Annotated in this window: 21 protein-coding genes and 1 tRNA gene; 8 read left to right on the plus strand and 14 right to left on the minus strand. The window is 48.6% G+C overall.

Translation table 11 applies throughout. The annotated features are described in order from the left end of the window. Positions 1-14 precede the first annotated feature (14 nt). Positions 15-263 carry a HypC/HybG/HupF family hydrogenase formation chaperone gene (locus tag MTCT_RS07670; protein ID WP_010877257.1) on the plus strand — a complete coding sequence of 83 codons (249 nt, stop codon included), beginning with the start codon at positions 15-17 and terminating at the stop codon, positions 261-263. 329 nt (positions 264-592) lie between these two features. Here the strand turns inward: MTCT_RS07670 and MTCT_RS07675 are convergent, their stop codons facing one another. The 6 genes from MTCT_RS07675 to MTCT_RS07705 all read right to left on the minus strand — a co-directional run bounded on the left by MTCT_RS07675 (position 593) and on the right by MTCT_RS07705 (position 4,055). Next, on the minus strand, positions 593-1,012 hold the full coding sequence (locus MTCT_RS07675; protein ID WP_048176174.1) for a hypothetical protein: 420 nt from the start codon (positions 1,010-1,012) through the stop codon (positions 593-595). Between the two features lie 414 nt (positions 1,013-1,426). Further along, complete coding sequence (locus MTCT_RS09530) at positions 1,427-1,618, minus strand: cysteine peptidase family C39 domain-containing protein (RefSeq protein WP_231855284.1); 192 nt, start codon at positions 1,616-1,618, stop codon at positions 1,427-1,429. Beyond that, positions 1,615-1,944, minus strand: coding sequence for a hypothetical protein (locus MTCT_RS07685; RefSeq protein WP_231855383.1), 330 nt, complete (start codon positions 1,942-1,944; stop codon positions 1,615-1,617). The genes MTCT_RS09530 and MTCT_RS07685 overlap by 4 nt, the downstream gene beginning before the upstream one ends. A gap of 32 nt (positions 1,945-1,976) precedes the next feature. Then, entirely contained in the window at positions 1,977-2,363 is a 387-nt protein-coding gene (locus tag MTCT_RS07690; protein ID WP_048176182.1) for a hypothetical protein, read from the minus strand. A gap of 263 nt (positions 2,364-2,626) precedes the next feature. Then, complete coding sequence (locus tag MTCT_RS07700; RefSeq protein ID WP_231855285.1) at positions 2,627-3,262, minus strand: C39 family peptidase; 636 nt, start codon at positions 3,260-3,262, stop codon at positions 2,627-2,629. Between the two features lie 289 nt (positions 3,263-3,551). Then, complete coding sequence (locus tag MTCT_RS07705) at positions 3,552-4,055, minus strand: ACT domain-containing protein (protein ID WP_048176185.1); 504 nt, start codon at positions 4,053-4,055, stop codon at positions 3,552-3,554. A 102-nt stretch (positions 4,056-4,157) separates the two neighbouring features. Here MTCT_RS07705 and trpE point away from each other — a divergent pair, with 102 nt between their 5' ends. The 7 genes from trpE to trpD all read left to right on the plus strand — a co-directional run bounded on the left by trpE (position 4,158) and on the right by trpD (position 10,812). Beyond that, positions 4,158-5,576: an anthranilate synthase component I gene (gene trpE / locus MTCT_RS07710; protein WP_048176186.1), complete on the plus strand. Its 1,419-nt coding sequence runs from the start codon at positions 4,158-4,160 to the stop codon at positions 5,574-5,576. Further along, positions 5,554-6,144: an aminodeoxychorismate/anthranilate synthase component II gene (locus tag MTCT_RS07715; protein WP_048176188.1), complete on the plus strand. Its 591-nt coding sequence runs from the start codon at positions 5,554-5,556 to the stop codon at positions 6,142-6,144. The genes trpE and MTCT_RS07715 overlap by 23 nt, the downstream gene beginning before the upstream one ends. A gap of 4 nt (positions 6,145-6,148) precedes the next feature. Then, positions 6,149-6,967 carry an indole-3-glycerol-phosphate synthase gene (locus MTCT_RS07720; RefSeq protein WP_048176190.1) on the plus strand — a complete coding sequence of 273 codons (819 nt, stop codon included), beginning with the start codon at positions 6,149-6,151 and terminating at the stop codon, positions 6,965-6,967. Beyond that, complete coding sequence (locus MTCT_RS07725) at positions 6,942-7,676, plus strand: phosphoribosylanthranilate isomerase (RefSeq protein WP_231855286.1); 735 nt, start codon at positions 6,942-6,944, stop codon at positions 7,674-7,676. The genes MTCT_RS07720 and MTCT_RS07725 overlap by 26 nt, the downstream gene beginning before the upstream one ends. Continuing rightward, the gene (gene trpB / locus MTCT_RS07730) at positions 7,673-8,851 is read left to right on the plus strand and encodes a tryptophan synthase subunit beta (RefSeq protein ID WP_048176194.1); all 1,179 of its coding nucleotides are present in this window, start codon (positions 7,673-7,675) and stop codon (positions 8,849-8,851) included. The genes MTCT_RS07725 and trpB overlap by 4 nt, the downstream gene beginning before the upstream one ends. Positions 8,852-8,962: 111 nt before the next feature. Continuing rightward, positions 8,963-9,757 (plus strand): tryptophan synthase subunit alpha, encoded by a 795-nt coding sequence (gene trpA, locus MTCT_RS07735; protein WP_084126339.1) that lies wholly within the window; start codon positions 8,963-8,965, stop codon positions 9,755-9,757. Next, a complete protein-coding gene (gene trpD / locus MTCT_RS07740; protein ID WP_048176196.1) occupies positions 9,754-10,812 on the plus strand; it encodes an anthranilate phosphoribosyltransferase in 1,059 nt (352 codons plus the stop codon). Before trpA ends, trpD begins: the two co-directional genes overlap by 4 nt. A gap of 30 nt (positions 10,813-10,842) precedes the next feature. Here the strand turns inward: trpD and MTCT_RS07745 are convergent. The 8 genes from MTCT_RS07745 to MTCT_RS07780 all read right to left on the minus strand — a co-directional run bounded on the left by MTCT_RS07745 (position 10,843) and on the right by MTCT_RS07780 (position 16,735). Next, a tRNA-Ile gene (locus MTCT_RS07745) sits at positions 10,843-10,916 on the minus strand. 81 nt (positions 10,917-10,997) lie between these two features. Then, entirely contained in the window at positions 10,998-11,567 is a 570-nt protein-coding gene (locus MTCT_RS07750; protein WP_048176198.1) for an adenylate kinase, read from the minus strand. A gap of 12 nt (positions 11,568-11,579) precedes the next feature. Continuing rightward, on the minus strand, positions 11,580-11,873 hold the full coding sequence (locus MTCT_RS07755) for a metal-sulfur cluster assembly factor (RefSeq protein WP_048176688.1): 294 nt from the start codon (positions 11,871-11,873) through the stop codon (positions 11,580-11,582). 135 nt (positions 11,874-12,008) lie between these two features. Continuing rightward, the gene (locus MTCT_RS07760) at positions 12,009-12,920 is read right to left on the minus strand and encodes a DUF5591 domain-containing protein (protein ID WP_048176199.1); all 912 of its coding nucleotides are present in this window, start codon (positions 12,918-12,920) and stop codon (positions 12,009-12,011) included. Positions 12,921-13,035: 115 nt separating this feature from the next. Next, on the minus strand, positions 13,036-14,478 hold the full coding sequence (locus MTCT_RS07765; RefSeq protein ID WP_048176200.1) for a glutamate synthase-related protein: 1,443 nt from the start codon (positions 14,476-14,478) through the stop codon (positions 13,036-13,038). A 168-nt stretch (positions 14,479-14,646) separates the two neighbouring features. Beyond that, on the minus strand, positions 14,647-15,129 hold the full coding sequence (locus tag MTCT_RS07770) for a TIGR00295 family protein (RefSeq protein WP_048176202.1): 483 nt from the start codon (positions 15,127-15,129) through the stop codon (positions 14,647-14,649). Between the two features lie 84 nt (positions 15,130-15,213). After that, positions 15,214-15,750 (minus strand): transcription factor E, encoded by a 537-nt coding sequence (gene tfe, locus MTCT_RS07775; protein ID WP_010877276.1) that lies wholly within the window; start codon positions 15,748-15,750, stop codon positions 15,214-15,216. 151 nt (positions 15,751-15,901) lie between these two features. Further along, on the minus strand, positions 15,902-16,735 hold the full coding sequence (locus MTCT_RS07780) for a coenzyme F420-0:L-glutamate ligase (protein ID WP_084126341.1): 834 nt from the start codon (positions 16,733-16,735) through the stop codon (positions 15,902-15,904).

Consider the following 16,735-nt stretch of genomic DNA (forward strand, 5'->3'; position numbering starts at 1 on the left):
GAGAGGGTTATTGAATGTGTATTGCAGCACCTGCTCAGATTATTGAAATTGATAGTGAGGATAACATTGCCACCGTTGACTTCGGTGGTGTGAGGCAACAGGTCAAACTTGACCTTGTGGATGATGTTGAGGAGGGCAAGTATGTTCTTGTTCACTCAGGCTACGCCATTGAGGTGATGTCTGATGAGGCGGCAAGGGAGTCCCTTGAAGCTTGGGATGAACTTCTGAAGGCCCTCGAAGAGGAGGACAGCCTGGAGCTGTGATCAACAGAGCCATTCCATTTATTTTTCTTTGATTGGTTTCGGAAAAGCCGAAAATAAAGAATTTAAGAAAAATAGGGTTTTTTCATTTTTCACGTGGTATACCATGATTTCTGCGGATTCCTATCTGTGATTTCTGATGTGGGTATGTCTATCATGAATATTATAGGGGGATAATATCCCCAGTATCCATTGTATGTCCTCATGATGCTATCCTCTATAGCTTAAAGGCCTGGGATCCCACTGGCTCCACTCACTCTTATGAAGACTATGTTGTTTGGGATAGTCCACCTCTCATCATTTATACGGTTTTAAGCTTTGATTTTCATGTTTCACGCAGGCGCTTGCCTTATTATCATAGTGCTATACAGAAGACACATTAGAGCAACCACCATGAAACCAATCATTGTAGTTGTAAATATACTTTCTTCAAGAGGAACCTTTGAGGTTAAAGAAATTAACAAACCCAAAAAATTGAACCCCACTGTAACTAAAACACTAATTAAAAGTTTTTCGGGCGATTTTCTAATATTAATATGAACGTAAGTTCCTTTTCCTTTCATCCAACCCAAAATAGCCTCTATTAAACCTAGTGTCATACCTACAACAAATATATCTAGTAATATTATCCACGAACTTATGGCACTTTTTGGCGGCATCAGTCCAGTACCTTCCATATATCTTGTAAGAGAGATAATGGTAGTTATTATGAATGCTATCAGTAAGCTGATTATAATTGGCTTATTTTCCATTTAGTACCCTCCCGTTATTTAATTTTAAAAAAATAAAATGCAATAGACGTCTTTTTACATGTGTATTTGTCTAGGCATCGTATTCTATATAATGGATCCTGTGGTCTTTCCCGATATAAGCTCTCACTTTTTTGAACGGAGGATGATAAGCAATGTAACACCAGTACTTTTTTGGCACGTATTTATTCCTAACTGAAATGATTATTGTACCTATTGTAACAGGCGCTAGGAATTGCCAGCACTTACCTTTAATGTTCTTCATTTCCTCATCAGTCAGAGTTCTGTTGTCTGTCTGCACATCAGAGGCGGTATCTGTCAGGTTATTTACGGGTTCTGATGAGGTGTTCTCGTTGCTTTGATCTGTTGATTATTTGTTTGATCTGTAGTTCCGTTAACTTGTGTTGGATTATTAGATCATATAACCAGTGTATATCTGCTATAAATCTCAGCGAACTCTTCTATATTCATTTCGATGTTCCCGAGGCTTGGATCTGCGAGTTTGATCGTGTCATTGGTGATTTCATTTATTACGGTGTAGTGTCCCGTGCCGTCTTGATGGTATCTTCTGGTGTCATTGATGTTGTGGTGGGGTCTGCGGAAACTCAAAGGGATTTTGATCTAGCTTTCGATATAACATTGTCTATCATGGATCCTACTGTCATCAGTATTAGGACCATGAAAAAGTATCCAATTAAGGCTATGAAAAAGAGTCCACCATGAGCAGATAGTAGTGTCCAGGTTGATGAAATATTGTGGTGAATCATCGATCTCAGTAATCCTCCCAGTAATCCTATGAATAAAGATACTATGGCTGTTATAATCATGTTAACCTCTTTTTCTTCCATCTTACTGAAATGTGCGATAAAGAATCCTGCCAGGATAACAAAGGACAATGCTAGAGGGAATGCCACTATCAAGGAGATGAGAAGCATTGACAAACCAATTAGCAGGACATATGCCCGTTTCATTTTTCACATACCTCCGAATAGATGTGTTTAGATAATAGAACTGCGTAGTTAAGCACTATCAGGGAGGGTAAGGTAGCCCATAAGCTTTCTGACGTGCTTTTAATTAGAGTGACGTCCATGTATCTTGAATAAAGAATGCCTATGATGTTGATTATGACAAGAGAAATGGCAGCAGTTAACTTGTTTCCCTCACATAATTCTAACAGACCCCCCAGGATCACACCATTAAGGAGGAGATAAATTAGAAATTGAAACTGTCCAGGACCATAGACTCTATAAAAAAGATCACTGAGGGGTAGATTTCCTGAAAATAAAAAGATAATGGTTGAGAGAAAAACAACCCCCAGAGCAATTGAACGGACATAAAATCTCTCTACGACCATTAAAACACCTCAAAGTTCATCTGTCAAGACGATACCTGTGAACCCACCTGTAAGACCTAATATATGCCCTCTTAAATCCAGGATTAACTTTATCACCATACCACTCAGCCCGTAAACTGTCATATACGCTTGGATACCACTCCAGATGAACTGCAAGAACTTACCCTTGATGTTTTGCATCTCTTCGTTGGTCAAAGTTTTACTTTTTGATCGTACGTTGGTTGAATTTACTTCTGTAACATTACCTACAGGTGCTGTTGTGGTTATACCATCATTGCTTTGATCTGTTTGATTATTTGTTTGATCTGTAGTTTTGTTAACTTGTGTTGGTTATTGGGATCCTTTATAACCAGTGTATATCCGCTATAAATCTCAGCGAACTCTTCTATATTCATTTCGATGTTCCCGAGGCTTGGATCTGCGAGTTTGATGGTGTCATTGGTGATTTCGTTTATTACGGTGTAGTGTCCCGTGCCGTCATTGATGGTATAGGCGATCATGTTTTCTTTGAGTTCAGATATGTTTAGTTTCATGCCGGTTGCGTTCACTCCCTTGGCCCTGGCGGCTTCCAGGAGGCCCTGCATGGTGGTCCCGTCCTCGGTTGTCCCGGCAAGGCCTGCGAGTTCATCCTCTGTGGTGTTCACTCCGAGTCTCTGGAGGACGGTGGCGAGTGCTGCGGGTCCGCAGGTGTAGTTCCTTGTCTGGAGGACCACACCCTCAGAATCCACTGTAACATTATGGGTCAGTGCACCCGTTACATCATCCCCCTGTGCTTCAAGGACTGTAAAGTTGTCTGCGCAGGCCGTGTCGTCCAGTGTGGAGTTTTCTGCAGCGGCTGAAGAGTTAACAGACACCGCGAGGAGGAGCACAGCCAGCAACAGGACATAAAAACCTCTCACCCTGGACACCTCCATTAACTTATAATAATTCTATACAAAAAACTCATATATATATTACGGATCAGCAATGACTTATTACGTTGGTTGAAGGCAGTAGGGTGCTGGGATTAAAAAATCACGCATACTTTAAAAATGGATAAAATGTCTGAGAGTGTCACGCTTCAAAGCAGTGAGCTGATCAGGGATCATGTTAATCCATGAAATACTTCAGATAATGATATTCCGCCATTTAACCAGATTTCTCATGGATTTTAAGCTAGGCCCTGTTTTTTCTCCACCATCAATGATCTCAGTATATTGAAACCCTCTTAACGCCTTCTATTTTAAGGAAATCCTTGAGCAAGCCTCCCGGTATGGGGGTTTCGGTTATTATTGTGAGCCTGGGTGTTTCATCGAGTTCAGGGTCCCCTGCATGGGCCTGCCTTATACTTATACCCTTATCTGCGATCAGTCTCGCTGCCGCCGCAAGTATCCCGGGGTTCCGGGCGTCGGCCTCTATCTCCACCACACCGAAGTCAAGTTCACCTGCAGCGTCCCGCAGAAGGGCTCCTGCCGGCATCATGCTCTCAAAGATGCCCCTCAGTTTCTCGTCCTCCAGTATGGTATTTGCTGTCGCCCTCACGGTCCTCCGGTCAACCCCCACAGCCCTTGCAAGGGCAACATCGCTTATCTCAACGTCGTCACAGTATATTTTGCCGTTTCTGTCTATTCTGAACCCGAGGTCTATGATCTTCCTGGCCACATACATGCGGGAGGGGTATCCCTCAAATCTGTGCTTTATCTGCTTCCACATACACTTCACCACATTGATGTACATTATTATACAGACAAGATTTAAATAGTACCTCCGTGTATATGTACTTTGTGGATACAGAGGTGATATGCATGTACAGGAGTGAATGTTTTTGGCATTACAGAACTGAAAAACCCGGTAAAGGAAAAGATAGAATTTAAAGAACCCTTTGAACTATTCAAAAGTATTTATTCTGAATACGACTCATCATTCCTTCTGGAGTCAATGGAAAGCGACACGGGCCTTGCAAGATACTCATTCATCGGATTCGAGCCTCGAATGATAATAAGGGCCCGTTCAGGTTTTATAGAAGTTGAACACGAGGGATCAAGGGAGGAGTTTGATACAGAAAACCCCTTTGAATTCCTGAGGCAGTTCACAAGACCCACTGGAAAATCCAGGGGCTTCTGCGGGGGCCTTGTTGGCTACATATCCTATCAGGCTGCAAGGTTCTTTGACAGGATCAACCTCAGCCCCGGAAACTTCCCGGACTTTGAATTCGGACTCTTCCTTGACGGTATCATGTTCAACCACCTCACAGGAGAATGCAGTTACATCAGCCTCAAGGATAACAGACTCCCGGAAATATCAGAACTGCTGCGTGAGGAAACCCCAACAGGGCACCTTAAATACAGGAGCATGGGGACCCTGTTCTCAAGGAGGAGATACCTTGGAATGGTGGAGGAGGCAAGGGAGAGGATAGCTGAGGGCGAAATATTCCAGGCAGTCCTCTCAAATGCCACTGACTACAGGCTCCGTGGTGACAGGCTTGCCCTCTACGAGGCCCTCAGGAGGGTTAACCCATCCCCCTACATGTACCACCTGAAACTTGGCAGCAGGGAGATAACAGGTTCAAGTCCTGAAATGCTCGTCCGTGTGGAGGATAAACAGATTGAAACCTTCCCAATCGCAGGAACCAGGCCAAGGGGGAAAACAACCCATGAGGATGAGAGAATAGCGGCGGAACTGCTGTCAGATGAGAAGGAACTTGCAGAGCACCTCATGCTCGTTGACCTTGCAAGGAACGACCTCGGGAGAATATCTGAGTTTGGCACGGTCCAGGTACCGGAGTACATGACCATAAGGAGGTTCTCCCATGTTCAGCACATCCTCTCCCATGTAACCGGCAGACTCAGGAAGGGTATGGATGCCCTTGATGCCCTTGGCGCGGTCTTCCCGGCGGGTACAGTGAGCGGGGCGCCAAAAATAAGGGCAATGGAGATAATAGAGTCACTTGAGGGGGTGCCGAGGAATGCCTACGCCGGTGCCCTGGGCTATCTCTCACTGAACGGTAACGCAGACTTCGCAATAACCATAAGATCCATGGTCGCTGAGGGGTCATATGGAAGAATACAGGCAGGGGCAGGTATAGTACATGACTCCGTACCTGAGAGGGAATACGTGGAGTGCCAGAACAAGGCCATGGCGGTCCTTAAATCAATGGAACTGGCAGGTGAGGGCTTTGATTCTGATGAACCTCATTTATCGCCAGGAGGTAATGGTCGTGATCCTGATAATTGATAACTATGACTCATTCACCCATAACCTCTACCAGCTTGCAGGGGAGATCCTCAGGGATGATGGGATGGATGAGGAGATAATGGTCCTCAGGAACGATGAGGCCAGGATATCAGATCTTAGGGCCCTGGATCCAGAAAAGATAATCATATCCCCGGGTCCTGGCAATCCTTCAAGGAGGAGTGACTTCGGTGTTTGCATGGATGTGATAGGGGAATTCAGGGACAGGCCCCTCCTGGGGGTATGCCTTGGACACCAGGGCATATTTCACGCCTTTGGCGGAAGGGTTGACCAGGGGGAACCGGTCCATGGAAAGATAGTTGAGGTATTCCATGACGGATCAGAACTCTTCAGGGACGTTCCAAATCCTTTCAGGGCAACCAGGTACCATTCACTCATATGCAGACCCGAAGACACACCCGCCGATATAGAGGTAACTGCTGTGACATCAGATGAAATTATAATGGCCATAAAGCACAGAGAATATCCAGTCTACGGGCTGCAGTTTCACCCGGAGTCAGCCGGAACCCCAAGCGGAAGAACCGTCATTAGAAATTTCCTCAGGATGTGAACACATGCTCAGGGATATTATAAGGTCAAAGAAACTCGAAGTTAAGGAACTCATGAAAAAAACACCCCTCAGCATCCTAAGGGATGATATAACAGTCATGGACGAGCCAGTGAGCTTTCCAGCTGCAGTGGGAGGAGGCAAAGTATCTCTCATATGCGAATACAAGAGGGCATCACCATCACTGGGCAGAATATCAGGGAGGGGCCTTGAAGAGATGATGGAGGTATACCGGGACCTCGCCGATGCAGTATCCATAGTAACCGACGGCAAATACTTCAACGGCTCCCTGGATCTACTGACCAGGGCCACAGATTACGGTAAAGCCCTGCTCATGAAGGACTTTCTGGTCGATGAGTACCAGATCTACCATGCAAGGGCATCAGGGGCATCCTCGGTTCTCCTAATCACAGGAGTATTCCCTGACCTTGAGGCAGGGATTCAAAAATGCAGGGAGCTCTCAATGGAGCCACTGGTTGAGTGTCACACATCACTTGACATCTTCAGGGCCCTTGAAGCAGGTGCAGAGCTAATAGGTGTGAACAACAGGGACCTTGAAACCTTCGAGGTGGACCTTGAAAGAACCCATGCACTGGCACCCCTCGTACCCGATGAACTCATACTCGTATCAGAGAGTGGTGTCAGGGGCCCCGAGGATGCTGAGATACTGGCAGGTTACGGTGCAGATGCTCTGCTCATCGGCACAGCACCCATGTCAGCCCAGAACCCACGGGAACTCCTTGAGGAGATAATAGATGCGGTGAGCCAGTGCAGGGACAGGAGAAGAAGGTACACGGGGGATGAATTCTTTGAACAGTTCGCATGAGTCCCTGGCAGATTTACTCGTAAAGATCTGCGGTATAAAAAGGCCAGAGGACGCAATACTGGCAGATAAACTTGGTGCTGACCTCCTGGGCCTCATACACATAGAAAGATCTCCCAGACACCTCACAGGAGGTGAACTGGAGGACATCCTATCACTCATACCTCCTGAGAAGGCCGTGATCGTCCTTGAACCCTCCGATCCAGTGGAGGTGGCTGAGGTCATTGAGAGAACAGGTGTGGAGAGAATCCAGCTCCACTCCATCTCATGTGAAGATGCCAGGGGCATAAAGAGGGTACTCACTGAAAACGGGTTTAATCCAGGGATAACAGTCGCAGTCCCACCGGAGCCCGGTGCACTGGATGTTCTTGACCACATCCCATGTTCATGTGTCCTGCTTGATTCCAGCTCCGGTGGTAGAACAGGGGGGACGGGGAGGATGATTCCACCCGAACTGGCCCTCGGGATGCTCCGCCTCATAAGAAGTCATGGGAGCGCACCTGAGGTGGCCCTTGCAGGGGGCCTTGGACCATCCACTGTGAGGCTTAACCCTGAATACTTACTGGAATTCGATTGTCTGGACTTCAACTCTGGCATTGAGGCTGCACCGGGGATAAAGGATCATGCAATGATGTTTGAACTCATGGAGTGCATGGGGAGGATGGGAGGACTTCAGAAACCGTCCAGGTTACAGAGAGGTGAGTTATCATGATAATGGATGGAAAATTCGGTAAATATGGAGGCATATTCGTGCCGGAGCTTCTTATACCGGCACTTGAGGAACTTGAGAGGGCCTTCCTCCATTACAGGGATGACAGGAAGTTCATGGCTGAACTCGAGTACCATCTACGGGAGTACGCTGGAAGGCCCACGGGCCTTTACTATGCCCGGAACCTGTCAGAGAAACTCGGATGCAGGGTGTACCTCAAGAGGGAGGACATGCTGCACACAGGGGCCCACAAGATAAACAACACCATAGGCCAGGCTCTGCTCGCAAGGTACATGGGCAAGACCAGGATCATAGCCGAGACAGGGGCAGGGCAGCACGGGATAGCCACCGCCGCCGCTGGGGCCCTGTTTGGAATGGACGTTGATATCTACATGGGCACAGAGGATGTTGAGAGGCAGAAGCTCAATGTATTCAGAATGGAGGTATCAGGTGCGGAGGTCATACCGGTCGACTCAGGTTCAAGGACCCTTAAGGATGCCATAAACGAGGCCATGAGGGACTGGATTAGCAACGTGGATGACACCCACTACCTCATAGGTTCCACCATGGGCCCCCACCCCTACCCGACCATGGTGAAGCATTTCCAGAGCGTCATAGGGAGGGAGGCCAGGGAACAGATACTCGAAGTCGAGGGTGAACTTCCAGACACGGTTATAGCCTGCGTTGGAGGCGGAAGCAATGCCATAGGCATATTCTCTGCCTTCATGGATGATGATGTTGAACTCATAGGTGCAGAGGGGGGTGGAGAAGGTATAGAGTCAGGAAACCATGGAGCCACACTCTCTGCGGGCTCAGAGGGAATCCTTCATGGCTCATTATCATACGTCCTTCAGGATGGGGATGGTCAGATAAATGAGGCACATTCTGTCTCAGCTGGTCTGGATTATCCGGGTGTTGGACCAGAACACGCCCATCTCATGGATACAGGCAGGGCAAGGTATGAGCCGGTAACAGACACCGAGGCACTCAGGGGCTTCAGGCTCCTCTCAAGATATGAGGGTATAATGCCAGCCCTTGAGAGTGCCCATGCAATAGCCTGCCTTGAAAGGTACGCTGAGAAACCTGAGAACCGGGGAAAAACGGTCATCGTCAATCTCTCAGGAAGGGGAGATAAGGACATGTTCATGGTTGCTGGTTTGCTGGGGGTGGGTGTGTGATTGCTGATGTGTTCATGGTTGCTGGTTTGCTGGGGGTGGGTGTGTGATTGCTGATGTGTTCATGGTTGCTGGTTTGCTGGGAGTGTGATTGTAATGTCAGGAGCTAAATCAATGAGTTATGCTGAGATGTTCAGACGGGCGGATGGCTGCGCCTTCGTCCCCTTCGTGGTTGCAGGTGACCCTGATATGGAGACATCCATTGAGATCATAAGGACACTTGTGGATGCAGGGGCCGATGCCCTTGAGGTAGGCTTCCCATTCTCTGACCCAATAGCAGATGGTACAAGCGTTCAGGGCGCTGATCTGCGGGCCCTCAGGGCAGGCATGACAACAGAGAAGTGCTTCCAGCTTATAGAGAGGGTCAGGGAATTCACTTCCATACCCATAGGCCTGCTGGTATACTACAACCTGATCTACAGGATGGGTGTTGATGAGTTCTACCGGAGGGCTGCAGAAGCAGGGGTCACAGGGATACTTGCAGCGGATCTCCCCCCTGAGGAGGCCTCAGATGCCCTCAGGGCCGCTGAAAAATATGATATAGATCAGATATTCATAGTTGCACCAACAACCGGTAGTGAACGCCTCAAAAGGATCTCTGAGGTCTCATCAGGATTTCACTACCTCGTCTCGGTGATGGGGGTCACCGGCGCAAGATCAAGGGTTGAGGATGCAACCATCGAACTCATAAAAAGGGTGAAGGCTGAGGGAAGTCTGCCGGTAATGGTTGGATTCGGCGTATCAAGACCCGAACATGTGAGGATGCTGAGGGATGCAGGAGCCGATGGAGTTATCGTTGGAAGCGCCATCATAGACGTGATATCCGGGAACCTCGGCGACAGGGAGCTTATGCTCCAGAGGATCCATGAAATGGTGGGCACTCTGAAAGCCGCAGGAGGATCAGGATGAAATTCAGGAGGATGATCTCTGAAATAATGGACTTCAGGAACCTCAGTGAGGATGAGGCCTACAGTCTGATGGAGATGATAATGGCCGGTGAACTTGATGATATTAAGATAGCCGCAATTCTAACGGCCCTTGCAATGAAGGGGGAAACTGTGGATGAGATAACAGGCTTTGCCAGGGCCATGCGGGATAAATCCCCCAGGGTCAGGGTTTCAGGGTCCCATGAGGTAGTTGATTCCTGCGGGACCGGAGGCGACAGTTTCAGGTCATACAATATAAGCACAGCAGCCGCCATTATAGCAGCTGCTGCAGGTGTAAGGGTTGCAAAGCATGGTAACAGGGCGGTCACCGGGTCATGTGGGGGTGCAGATATACTCGAGGCTGCAGGTGTGAACATAGAACTGGATGCAGCTGCAGCTGCGAGGTCCCTCAATGATGTGGGCATCTCATTCATGTTCGCACCCCTATTCCACAGGGCAACTGCCAGGGTGACGGCAGTGAGGAGGTCCCTGGGCTTCAAGACGGTGTTCAACATACTGGGACCCTTAACATCCCCTGCTGCAGCGGGAATACAGCTTCTGGGGGTATTTGACCCTCATCTTGTGGGTCCGGTTGCTGAGGTGCTCAGGAACCTCGGAACACGCCGTGCAATGGTTGTTCATGGATTCGATGCTAACCTCAACCCTGCCCTGGATGAGATATCAACCGCTGGCCCCACCCTGGTGGCGTTCCTTGAGGATGATGAGATCAGGATTGATAGACTGATGCCCCCTGACTTTGGAGTTGAGGTGGGAGAACTTGAACATCTGAGGGCAGGGTCAACCACCGCTGAGAACCTGGAGCTGTTCATGGATGTCCTCAGGGGACGTGATGATACGCCTGAACAGAAATCAAGACTCGATATAGCCCTTGCAAATGCCGGGGCCCTTATCTACCTTGCAGGCCTGGCTGATACACTGCCTGATGGAACAGAGACTGCAAAAAGAACAGTTAAATCTGGAGCTGCCCTGGAGCTCCTGGAAGAATTTGTATCATACACAAGGAACCTGCAGTCTTGAATTCTCAGATATCCGATATAAAAAGGTGGATGGGCCCGCTGGGATTCGAACCCAGGGCCTCACGGTTATCAGCCGTGCGCTCTAACCACCTGAGCCACGGGCCCATATTAAGAATCAGTGGGGTGATTCCAACTTTTGGAGTTACTCCTATATATGCTTTTCTGTGGTTCTGGAGACACACCCCTTCATGGAGTGGTGTCACCAGCCCATGCGGCTTCAATTATCCCGAGGATATCAAGGGCGGCCTCTTCGGGGTCATGGTTTTCCACTATGCTGACCACTGAGCCCAGGACTGCTGAACACACGAACATGGACGTCCTGAGCATTTCCATATGCTCCCTGAGGCTCTCCGGGCTCTCTCTGACCCTCATCTTTGAGTCGGCCATTCTCCTCCCAAGTATGCTCTGAGGATCCGATTCAAGGATTACAATTATGTCGGGGGATATGATGTCAACAGGGAGAGAAATAAGGTAACCCAGGGGTGAGCGGTCGAGTCCATGGAGATCCATCAGCACGTAATCCAGTCTCCTTATCCTGTGGGCTGCTTCAAGCCAGATAAGGTGTTGCTGGTTCATGGGGAGTTTGAAGAGGTCCTCCAGGGTTTCTGCAAGGTTCCACTCACCTGCGACCCGGAGCATCAGTTCCCCATAGTTTATGTAGGTGTGTCTCACCATCCCTGATAGGATCCTGCATACGGTTGTTTTACCGGTACCCGGCACTCCAACAACCGCAACGGTCCTGGGGACCCCTTTCATGAGTTTGAGGCTCTATTTATTCACCATTTCACTTATGGCATCGGCCATCATGTGGCCTTCAACTGTGATCTCGGCCCGGTCAATTCCCTCAACCTGTTCGGCGACGTTCCTTGCGTCCATCGCCATCCTCGCAGCACTCATACATCCAGGGTTTGTAGGCCGGATGGTTATCTTTGCTATGGTTTCACCCTTCTCTTCGATTTCAATGTTCTCAACAAGACCCATCTCCACGATACTTATGCCCATGTGTGGGTCTGCAACCTTCTTGAGAGCTTCCTTAACCTTTTCCAGGAGTTCTTCTGACATTATTATTACCTCAGATGCTATTTTGATAATCACTGTAGTGATTCTCTATTTTTAAGCTAACCCTATTTAAAAGTGTTCCTTTCCCCGCAATCTAAATAGGGAAGCAAAGCCATTAAATAGGATATCAAGGCGATATTAACCAGTCCTTCGCCTAACTCTGACAGCCACACCCCTTTCAGCCCTCACCATTTCATCTCCGCTGAGCACAGCCCTCCCTACACCTGCAACTTCTCCTCCATGTACTATGACCACCTCATCACCGGGTATGATTCCCGTGTCGGCGTCGGAAACACCAGGGGCAAAGAGTGTGTTGCTTTCAAGGTTGAAGTCTATCTCAACCCACTTCACTCCCAGCATGTAAAGGGACCTTCCACCCTCGGGTGAGAGTGAGATGAGCCCACGGTCCATCATGAAGGTGCCTATCTGGGTGCCGTCGGATTTGAGGATCTTTCTATGGTATCTTCCGGTGACCCGGCAGTCCTCAGGTATAATCCTTTCTCCGCCAGGTCCGAACTGGTACACTGCAACCGAACGAAGCATGTGCAGCAGCCTCTCCCTTGGTGGGATCTTTTCATAACTCTTAAGTTCCCTCTTAAGTCTCTCCAGGGCCTCAGGCGAGGTGGGCCGTGATTTCATGCTGGTTGCTGTGAAGGAGTCAAGGTACTCCATGCATACCTCAAGGTAACCTCCATCCACGTGGGCTATGACATCAAGGTCACCCACATATTCCCTTAGGACATCTCCCACCAGTTTCTTTTCCTCATGGGACCACTCTCCAATGGTTGAAACGTCATAGGATGAGATGGGGTAGGTGTTTTCGAGTTCCCGGGGGCATATGCCGAAGGGTGATGTCAGTATAAGCTCCTGGAAGCCTCTAGTGACTCCTGTGAATTTTCTGTGGGACCTTGAGGTTGAGTAGGGCTTCTTCATGCTGCAGGGAAGCACCACAACAACATCTCCCAGGGGCCTCATTAACCTCATTCTCTCCCGCCACCTGACAGCCTCGGGACGGTGGAGGGATTCCTCAATTGAACATATGACCTTCATTCTATCAACCTTTATCACATCATATTCATGCAGCGCCTATCCGCAGTTCAGACAGTACAATAAGCTTTCGACAACGTTATACATTTTCACCGGTAGAATCCTTTTTAAGTGCATATTAAGTGCCTTTCAACCATTTTACGCCTGTTAATTCGGCGACATCCTTTTTAAGGGCGACGAGGTCCTCGGTGTTCAGTTTCTTCACATCATCCTTTCCGGTGATCCTGGCAAAGTCGGCAATCTCAGCCGTTGAAACCTTTATGAAGTTTTCAAGTCCTTCAATGGCCCTCTTCAGGTCCATGTGTTTCAGCAGGTCAGGATCATGGGTTGTTATCCCTGTCGGACACTTGCCGGTGTGGCATAACCTGTGCTGCTGACAGTTGAGGGCTATGAGTGCCGCTGTACCTGTGTAGACAGCATCAGCACCCAGGGCGAGGCACTTTGCCATGTCGGCGGCTGTCCTGAGACCCCCACCCGCAATGAGGGACACCCTATCGCCATGACCCTCATTGATGACGGTCTTAACGGCCCGCGGTATGGCTGCGATGAGGGGGATGCCTGTGTTGTCCCTTATATGTGGGTTAACAGCTCCAGTACCCCCACCAAAACCGTCAAGACTTATAAAATCTACTCCAGCATCAAGCAGGGCCTTAATGTCATCCTCCACGTTGCCACACCCTATCTTGGCACCTATGGGTGCCCCTCCACTCATTTTTCTGAGCTCGTTGACCTTCTCTTCGAGTTCCATCTGATCACGTATATCATGGTGGTGTGCAGGCGAATATGACCCCTCACCGGGGGCCAGCCCACGGACCCTTGCCACATCCGGGCTTATCTTGTCTGGAGGGAGATAACTTCCTTTACCCGGATATGCACCCTGACCAAATCTTATCTCTATTGCAGCAGCACCCCTGAGCACATCCTCGGTGATACCGAACCTTCCGGTGGAATACTGGATTATGAGGTAATCGCCTGCCTTTTCAAGTTCCCTCTGCAGTACTCCACCTTCACCCGAGTTGAATCCAATCTTAAGTCGGTCTGCAACGGATGCAATGGCCATGCGGGTCTTCTCTGAAACCGCCCCGTAGCTCATACCACTTATTATTATGGGGGATCTGAGCTGCATAGGTCTTTTTGATTCAATTCCGATGATTACATCAGTTTTAACCAGGTCCTCTGCATTTAGGGGGATTTTTGAAACCTGTGCTGGAAGGAAGTGTAGATCATCAAGTCCCAGGGGCAGCCTCTTCTCGGATCCCATGGACTCAACAGGGACCTCCCCACTATGGGCTATCCTTTTTATCTGGACTATTTTGAGATATTCACGGTCATCCTCGGATCTTCTCTGTCTTCTCATCCTTATGCCATTCAGTGATTCTGTGTTACAGAAGTAAAGCTCCCTGAGACCATACTCCCGGTATATGGGGCATGATGCACAGAGGCAACCCCTCTCCTCAACCTCATACCTGCTGCTCCTGCCTTCACAGAAGAAAAGTTCACCATCCCCATGATCAGGATAGCTGGGACAATCGGGACACAGACATTCCGTTTTTCTGTTTATATAACCCCCTCCCGCTGGTACTGTAACCTAATATGTGGATACTGGTTAAAGTGGTTTCCTTTTTTCACAGAGTTAGAAGGAGCTTATATTTCCAGGAGATTCCTGTGACATCCCCAGTTCCAGGGGACATTCTGATGGCTATTATGGAGCCCTTTAAGTCTCCAGGACTTATAGGTGTCCCAGAAGCTCTTCATGAAGCCTTTTAAGCCTTTCTATTGAAGGGTGGTCTGCTCCAAGGCGATCAGACCATTTTTTTATTACAAAATCAATACCAACTTCATCAGAGCCATTTATGAGGTTATCTGCATGGGCAACAATCTTCTCCTCGAGGGTTCTTGGCATGTAATCTCCAGGGGGAAGTCCCAGGGCCTTTGCCTCCTCAGGGGGTATACCTGCCCCCACGTGTCTTTCAACTATCCTCACAACTTCGGGGGGGTAACCAAATCCTTCAAGGATGCGCGCACCCTCCACGGCGTGTTCAACACCGCTGGTCCTGCAGCGGCCTATATCATGAAGAATGGCTCCCTCCTCCACCAGCTTCATGTCAACCGGGAGGTCACGTGATAACTCGAGGGCCTTTTTTCTGACGGCTAGGGAGTGGTTTATCACCCACTCTGGACATCCAACAACCCGGAGTAAACGGATGCTCAAGGAGACACCACTATGATTGATCAGAATCAGGAGTATGTACGGGAAGTTTATTGTTGAGGTTTTTATGGAGTCGAATCCGCTGTTCTAGGAGTTTATTGTTGTGGTTTTTATGGAGTCGAATCCGTTATTCTCATAGAGACTGAGTTCGTCCTTTATCTCCTGTATTATTTCAGAGTTATCCATGAACTCCATTTTTGAACCACATTCAGGGCATGTGAAGTTTTCTTCTGTGGCCTCATCAAAGGTGAATCTGTAGTGCCCATTTACACATACAAAGAACATGTTGTTTTCCTCAAACTCAAGGGCTTCCCTCAGCTTTCTTACTATCTCGCTGTGCTTCCTTTTTATCATCTCTGTAACCTTCTCAGGCTCAAATTTCCAGGTGTAGGTGTACCACTGTGTTTCGGGGTCCTTGCTCCTCTTGTAACTTGCCACACCTGCATCATAGAGCCTGTAGAGTATCCTCCTGACTATGTTGAGTTTAAGCTGTGTTTTCTCTGATATCTCCTCATCTGTTACCTTGCCCTTCATGAGGCACTCCAGAACTGGTATGGCCTCTTCCTCTTCTTCTTCAGTGATAACTTCATGGATCAACTCTTGTAACACCTGCTCATCAATCAATTGAAATCCTCCAGCTTGAGAAATAACTGCATACCGGGTATGCTGATCATCAAATTTTTTTTGAGTGCACTCCAATTTATGTGCTTAATCTTATTTAAAATTTTATAAAGGGGCCAGTTTAATACGAAAATTGTTCATGATATGACTGTTATCATGGAGGTCTTACAATAACCGCCGGTGTGTGTTCAACCGAGGATAGCATCTCCACTGTGATATTCCCTGGTCTGTCCCTGAATTCCCTGGCCATATCATAGACCGTTGCCCTCTCTGTATTCCTGCGGTGGTATTCCTCTGCAGCTGATGCAACCTCAAGGAGCACCTCCAGTTTCACGGGCCTTGAGGATGCAAGGGGTGTGGGCCAGGTTCTTCCAGAGAACCGCCCTGCAAGGTAACCCAGGAATCCTGTATCTGACCTTATGCCGGGCACTGCAAGGGGGAGGGAGGTGAAGTATCTTCCAAGTATACTGTAGGTTGCATCGGTATCGATTATAACCGTGGTAACATCTGCACCGAACCTCCGCAGGATCTCACCAGCAATAAAATTTGCCACCCCAGATGGGTTTTCAGGTAGAAGTGAAACAAGGGTCCCCGGCACATTACTCAGATCAATACCGGCCTCGGAAGCCGGCTTAAGGGCGTGTTTAAGTCCATAGTATCTCAGGACAACCTCCTTATGGGCCCTTGCCTCGGGTGGCAGTCTTCTGAGGTTCATTATGGTCCTCCTCTTCATGCCGAGGATCGGGCCCAGGAGGTAGCCCCAGATGTACTTTGACCAGATATCTGCCAGCAGCACTGCAGTTATGGATGGTTCGAAGCGGGATTCATCGACCAGGTTTCCCTGGGCAACCGAGACCGGTGTCTCTGAGATGACAAGAAAATCTCCATCCCGGGCAAGCTCACCGGACCTCTCTATGATCTCTGAGAAACCTGCGCCTGGTTCTATGTAACCCGTCACCACGGGCACTGTCCTGTACTCAGGGGACAT

The sequence above is a fragment of the Methanothermobacter sp. CaT2 genome, assembly GCF_000828575.1.
Taxonomy (GTDB): Archaea; Methanobacteriota; Methanobacteria; order Methanobacteriales; family Methanothermobacteraceae; genus Methanothermobacter.

What these genes read in the sequence shown, in the direction of transcription:
- MTCT_RS07670 (WP_010877257.1), top strand. Translation starts at nt 15, where the DNA reads ATGTGTATTGCAGCACCTGCTCAGATTATTGAAATTGATAGTGAGGAT.
- MTCT_RS07675 (WP_048176174.1), bottom strand. Translation starts at nt 1,012, where the DNA reads ATGGAAAATAAGCCAATTATAATCAGCTTACTGATAGCATTCATAATA.
- MTCT_RS07685 (WP_231855383.1), bottom strand. Translation starts at nt 1,944, where the DNA reads ATGCTTCTCATCTCCTTGATAGTGGCATTCCCTCTAGCATTGTCCTTT.
- MTCT_RS07690 (WP_048176182.1), bottom strand. Translation starts at nt 2,363, where the DNA reads ATGGTCGTAGAGAGATTTTATGTCCGTTCAATTGCTCTGGGGGTTGTT.
- MTCT_RS07705 (WP_048176185.1), bottom strand. Translation starts at nt 4,055, where the DNA reads ATGTGGAAGCAGATAAAGCACAGATTTGAGGGATACCCCTCCCGCATG.
- MTCT_RS07715 (WP_048176188.1), top strand. Translation starts at nt 5,554, where the DNA reads ATGGTCGTGATCCTGATAATTGATAACTATGACTCATTCACCCATAAC.
- MTCT_RS07720 (WP_048176190.1), top strand. Translation starts at nt 6,149, where the DNA reads ATGCTCAGGGATATTATAAGGTCAAAGAAACTCGAAGTTAAGGAACTC.
- MTCT_RS07725 (WP_231855286.1), top strand. Translation starts at nt 6,942, where the DNA reads ATGAATTCTTTGAACAGTTCGCATGAGTCCCTGGCAGATTTACTCGTA.
- trpB (WP_048176194.1), top strand. Translation starts at nt 7,673, where the DNA reads ATGATAATGGATGGAAAATTCGGTAAATATGGAGGCATATTCGTGCCG.
- trpA (WP_084126339.1), top strand. Translation starts at nt 8,963, where the DNA reads ATGAGTTATGCTGAGATGTTCAGACGGGCGGATGGCTGCGCCTTCGTC.
- trpD (WP_048176196.1), top strand. Translation starts at nt 9,754, where the DNA reads ATGAAATTCAGGAGGATGATCTCTGAAATAATGGACTTCAGGAACCTC.
- MTCT_RS07750 (WP_048176198.1), bottom strand. Translation starts at nt 11,567, where the DNA reads ATGAAAGGGGTCCCCAGGACCGTTGCGGTTGTTGGAGTGCCGGGTACC.
- MTCT_RS07755 (WP_048176688.1), bottom strand. Translation starts at nt 11,873, where the DNA reads ATGTCAGAAGAACTCCTGGAAAAGGTTAAGGAAGCTCTCAAGAAGGTT.
- MTCT_RS07760 (WP_048176199.1), bottom strand. Translation starts at nt 12,920, where the DNA reads ATGAAGGTCATATGTTCAATTGAGGAATCCCTCCACCGTCCCGAGGCT.
- MTCT_RS07780 (WP_084126341.1), bottom strand. Translation starts at nt 16,735, where the DNA reads ATGTCCCCTGAGTACAGGACAGTGCCCGTGGTGACGGGTTACATAGAA.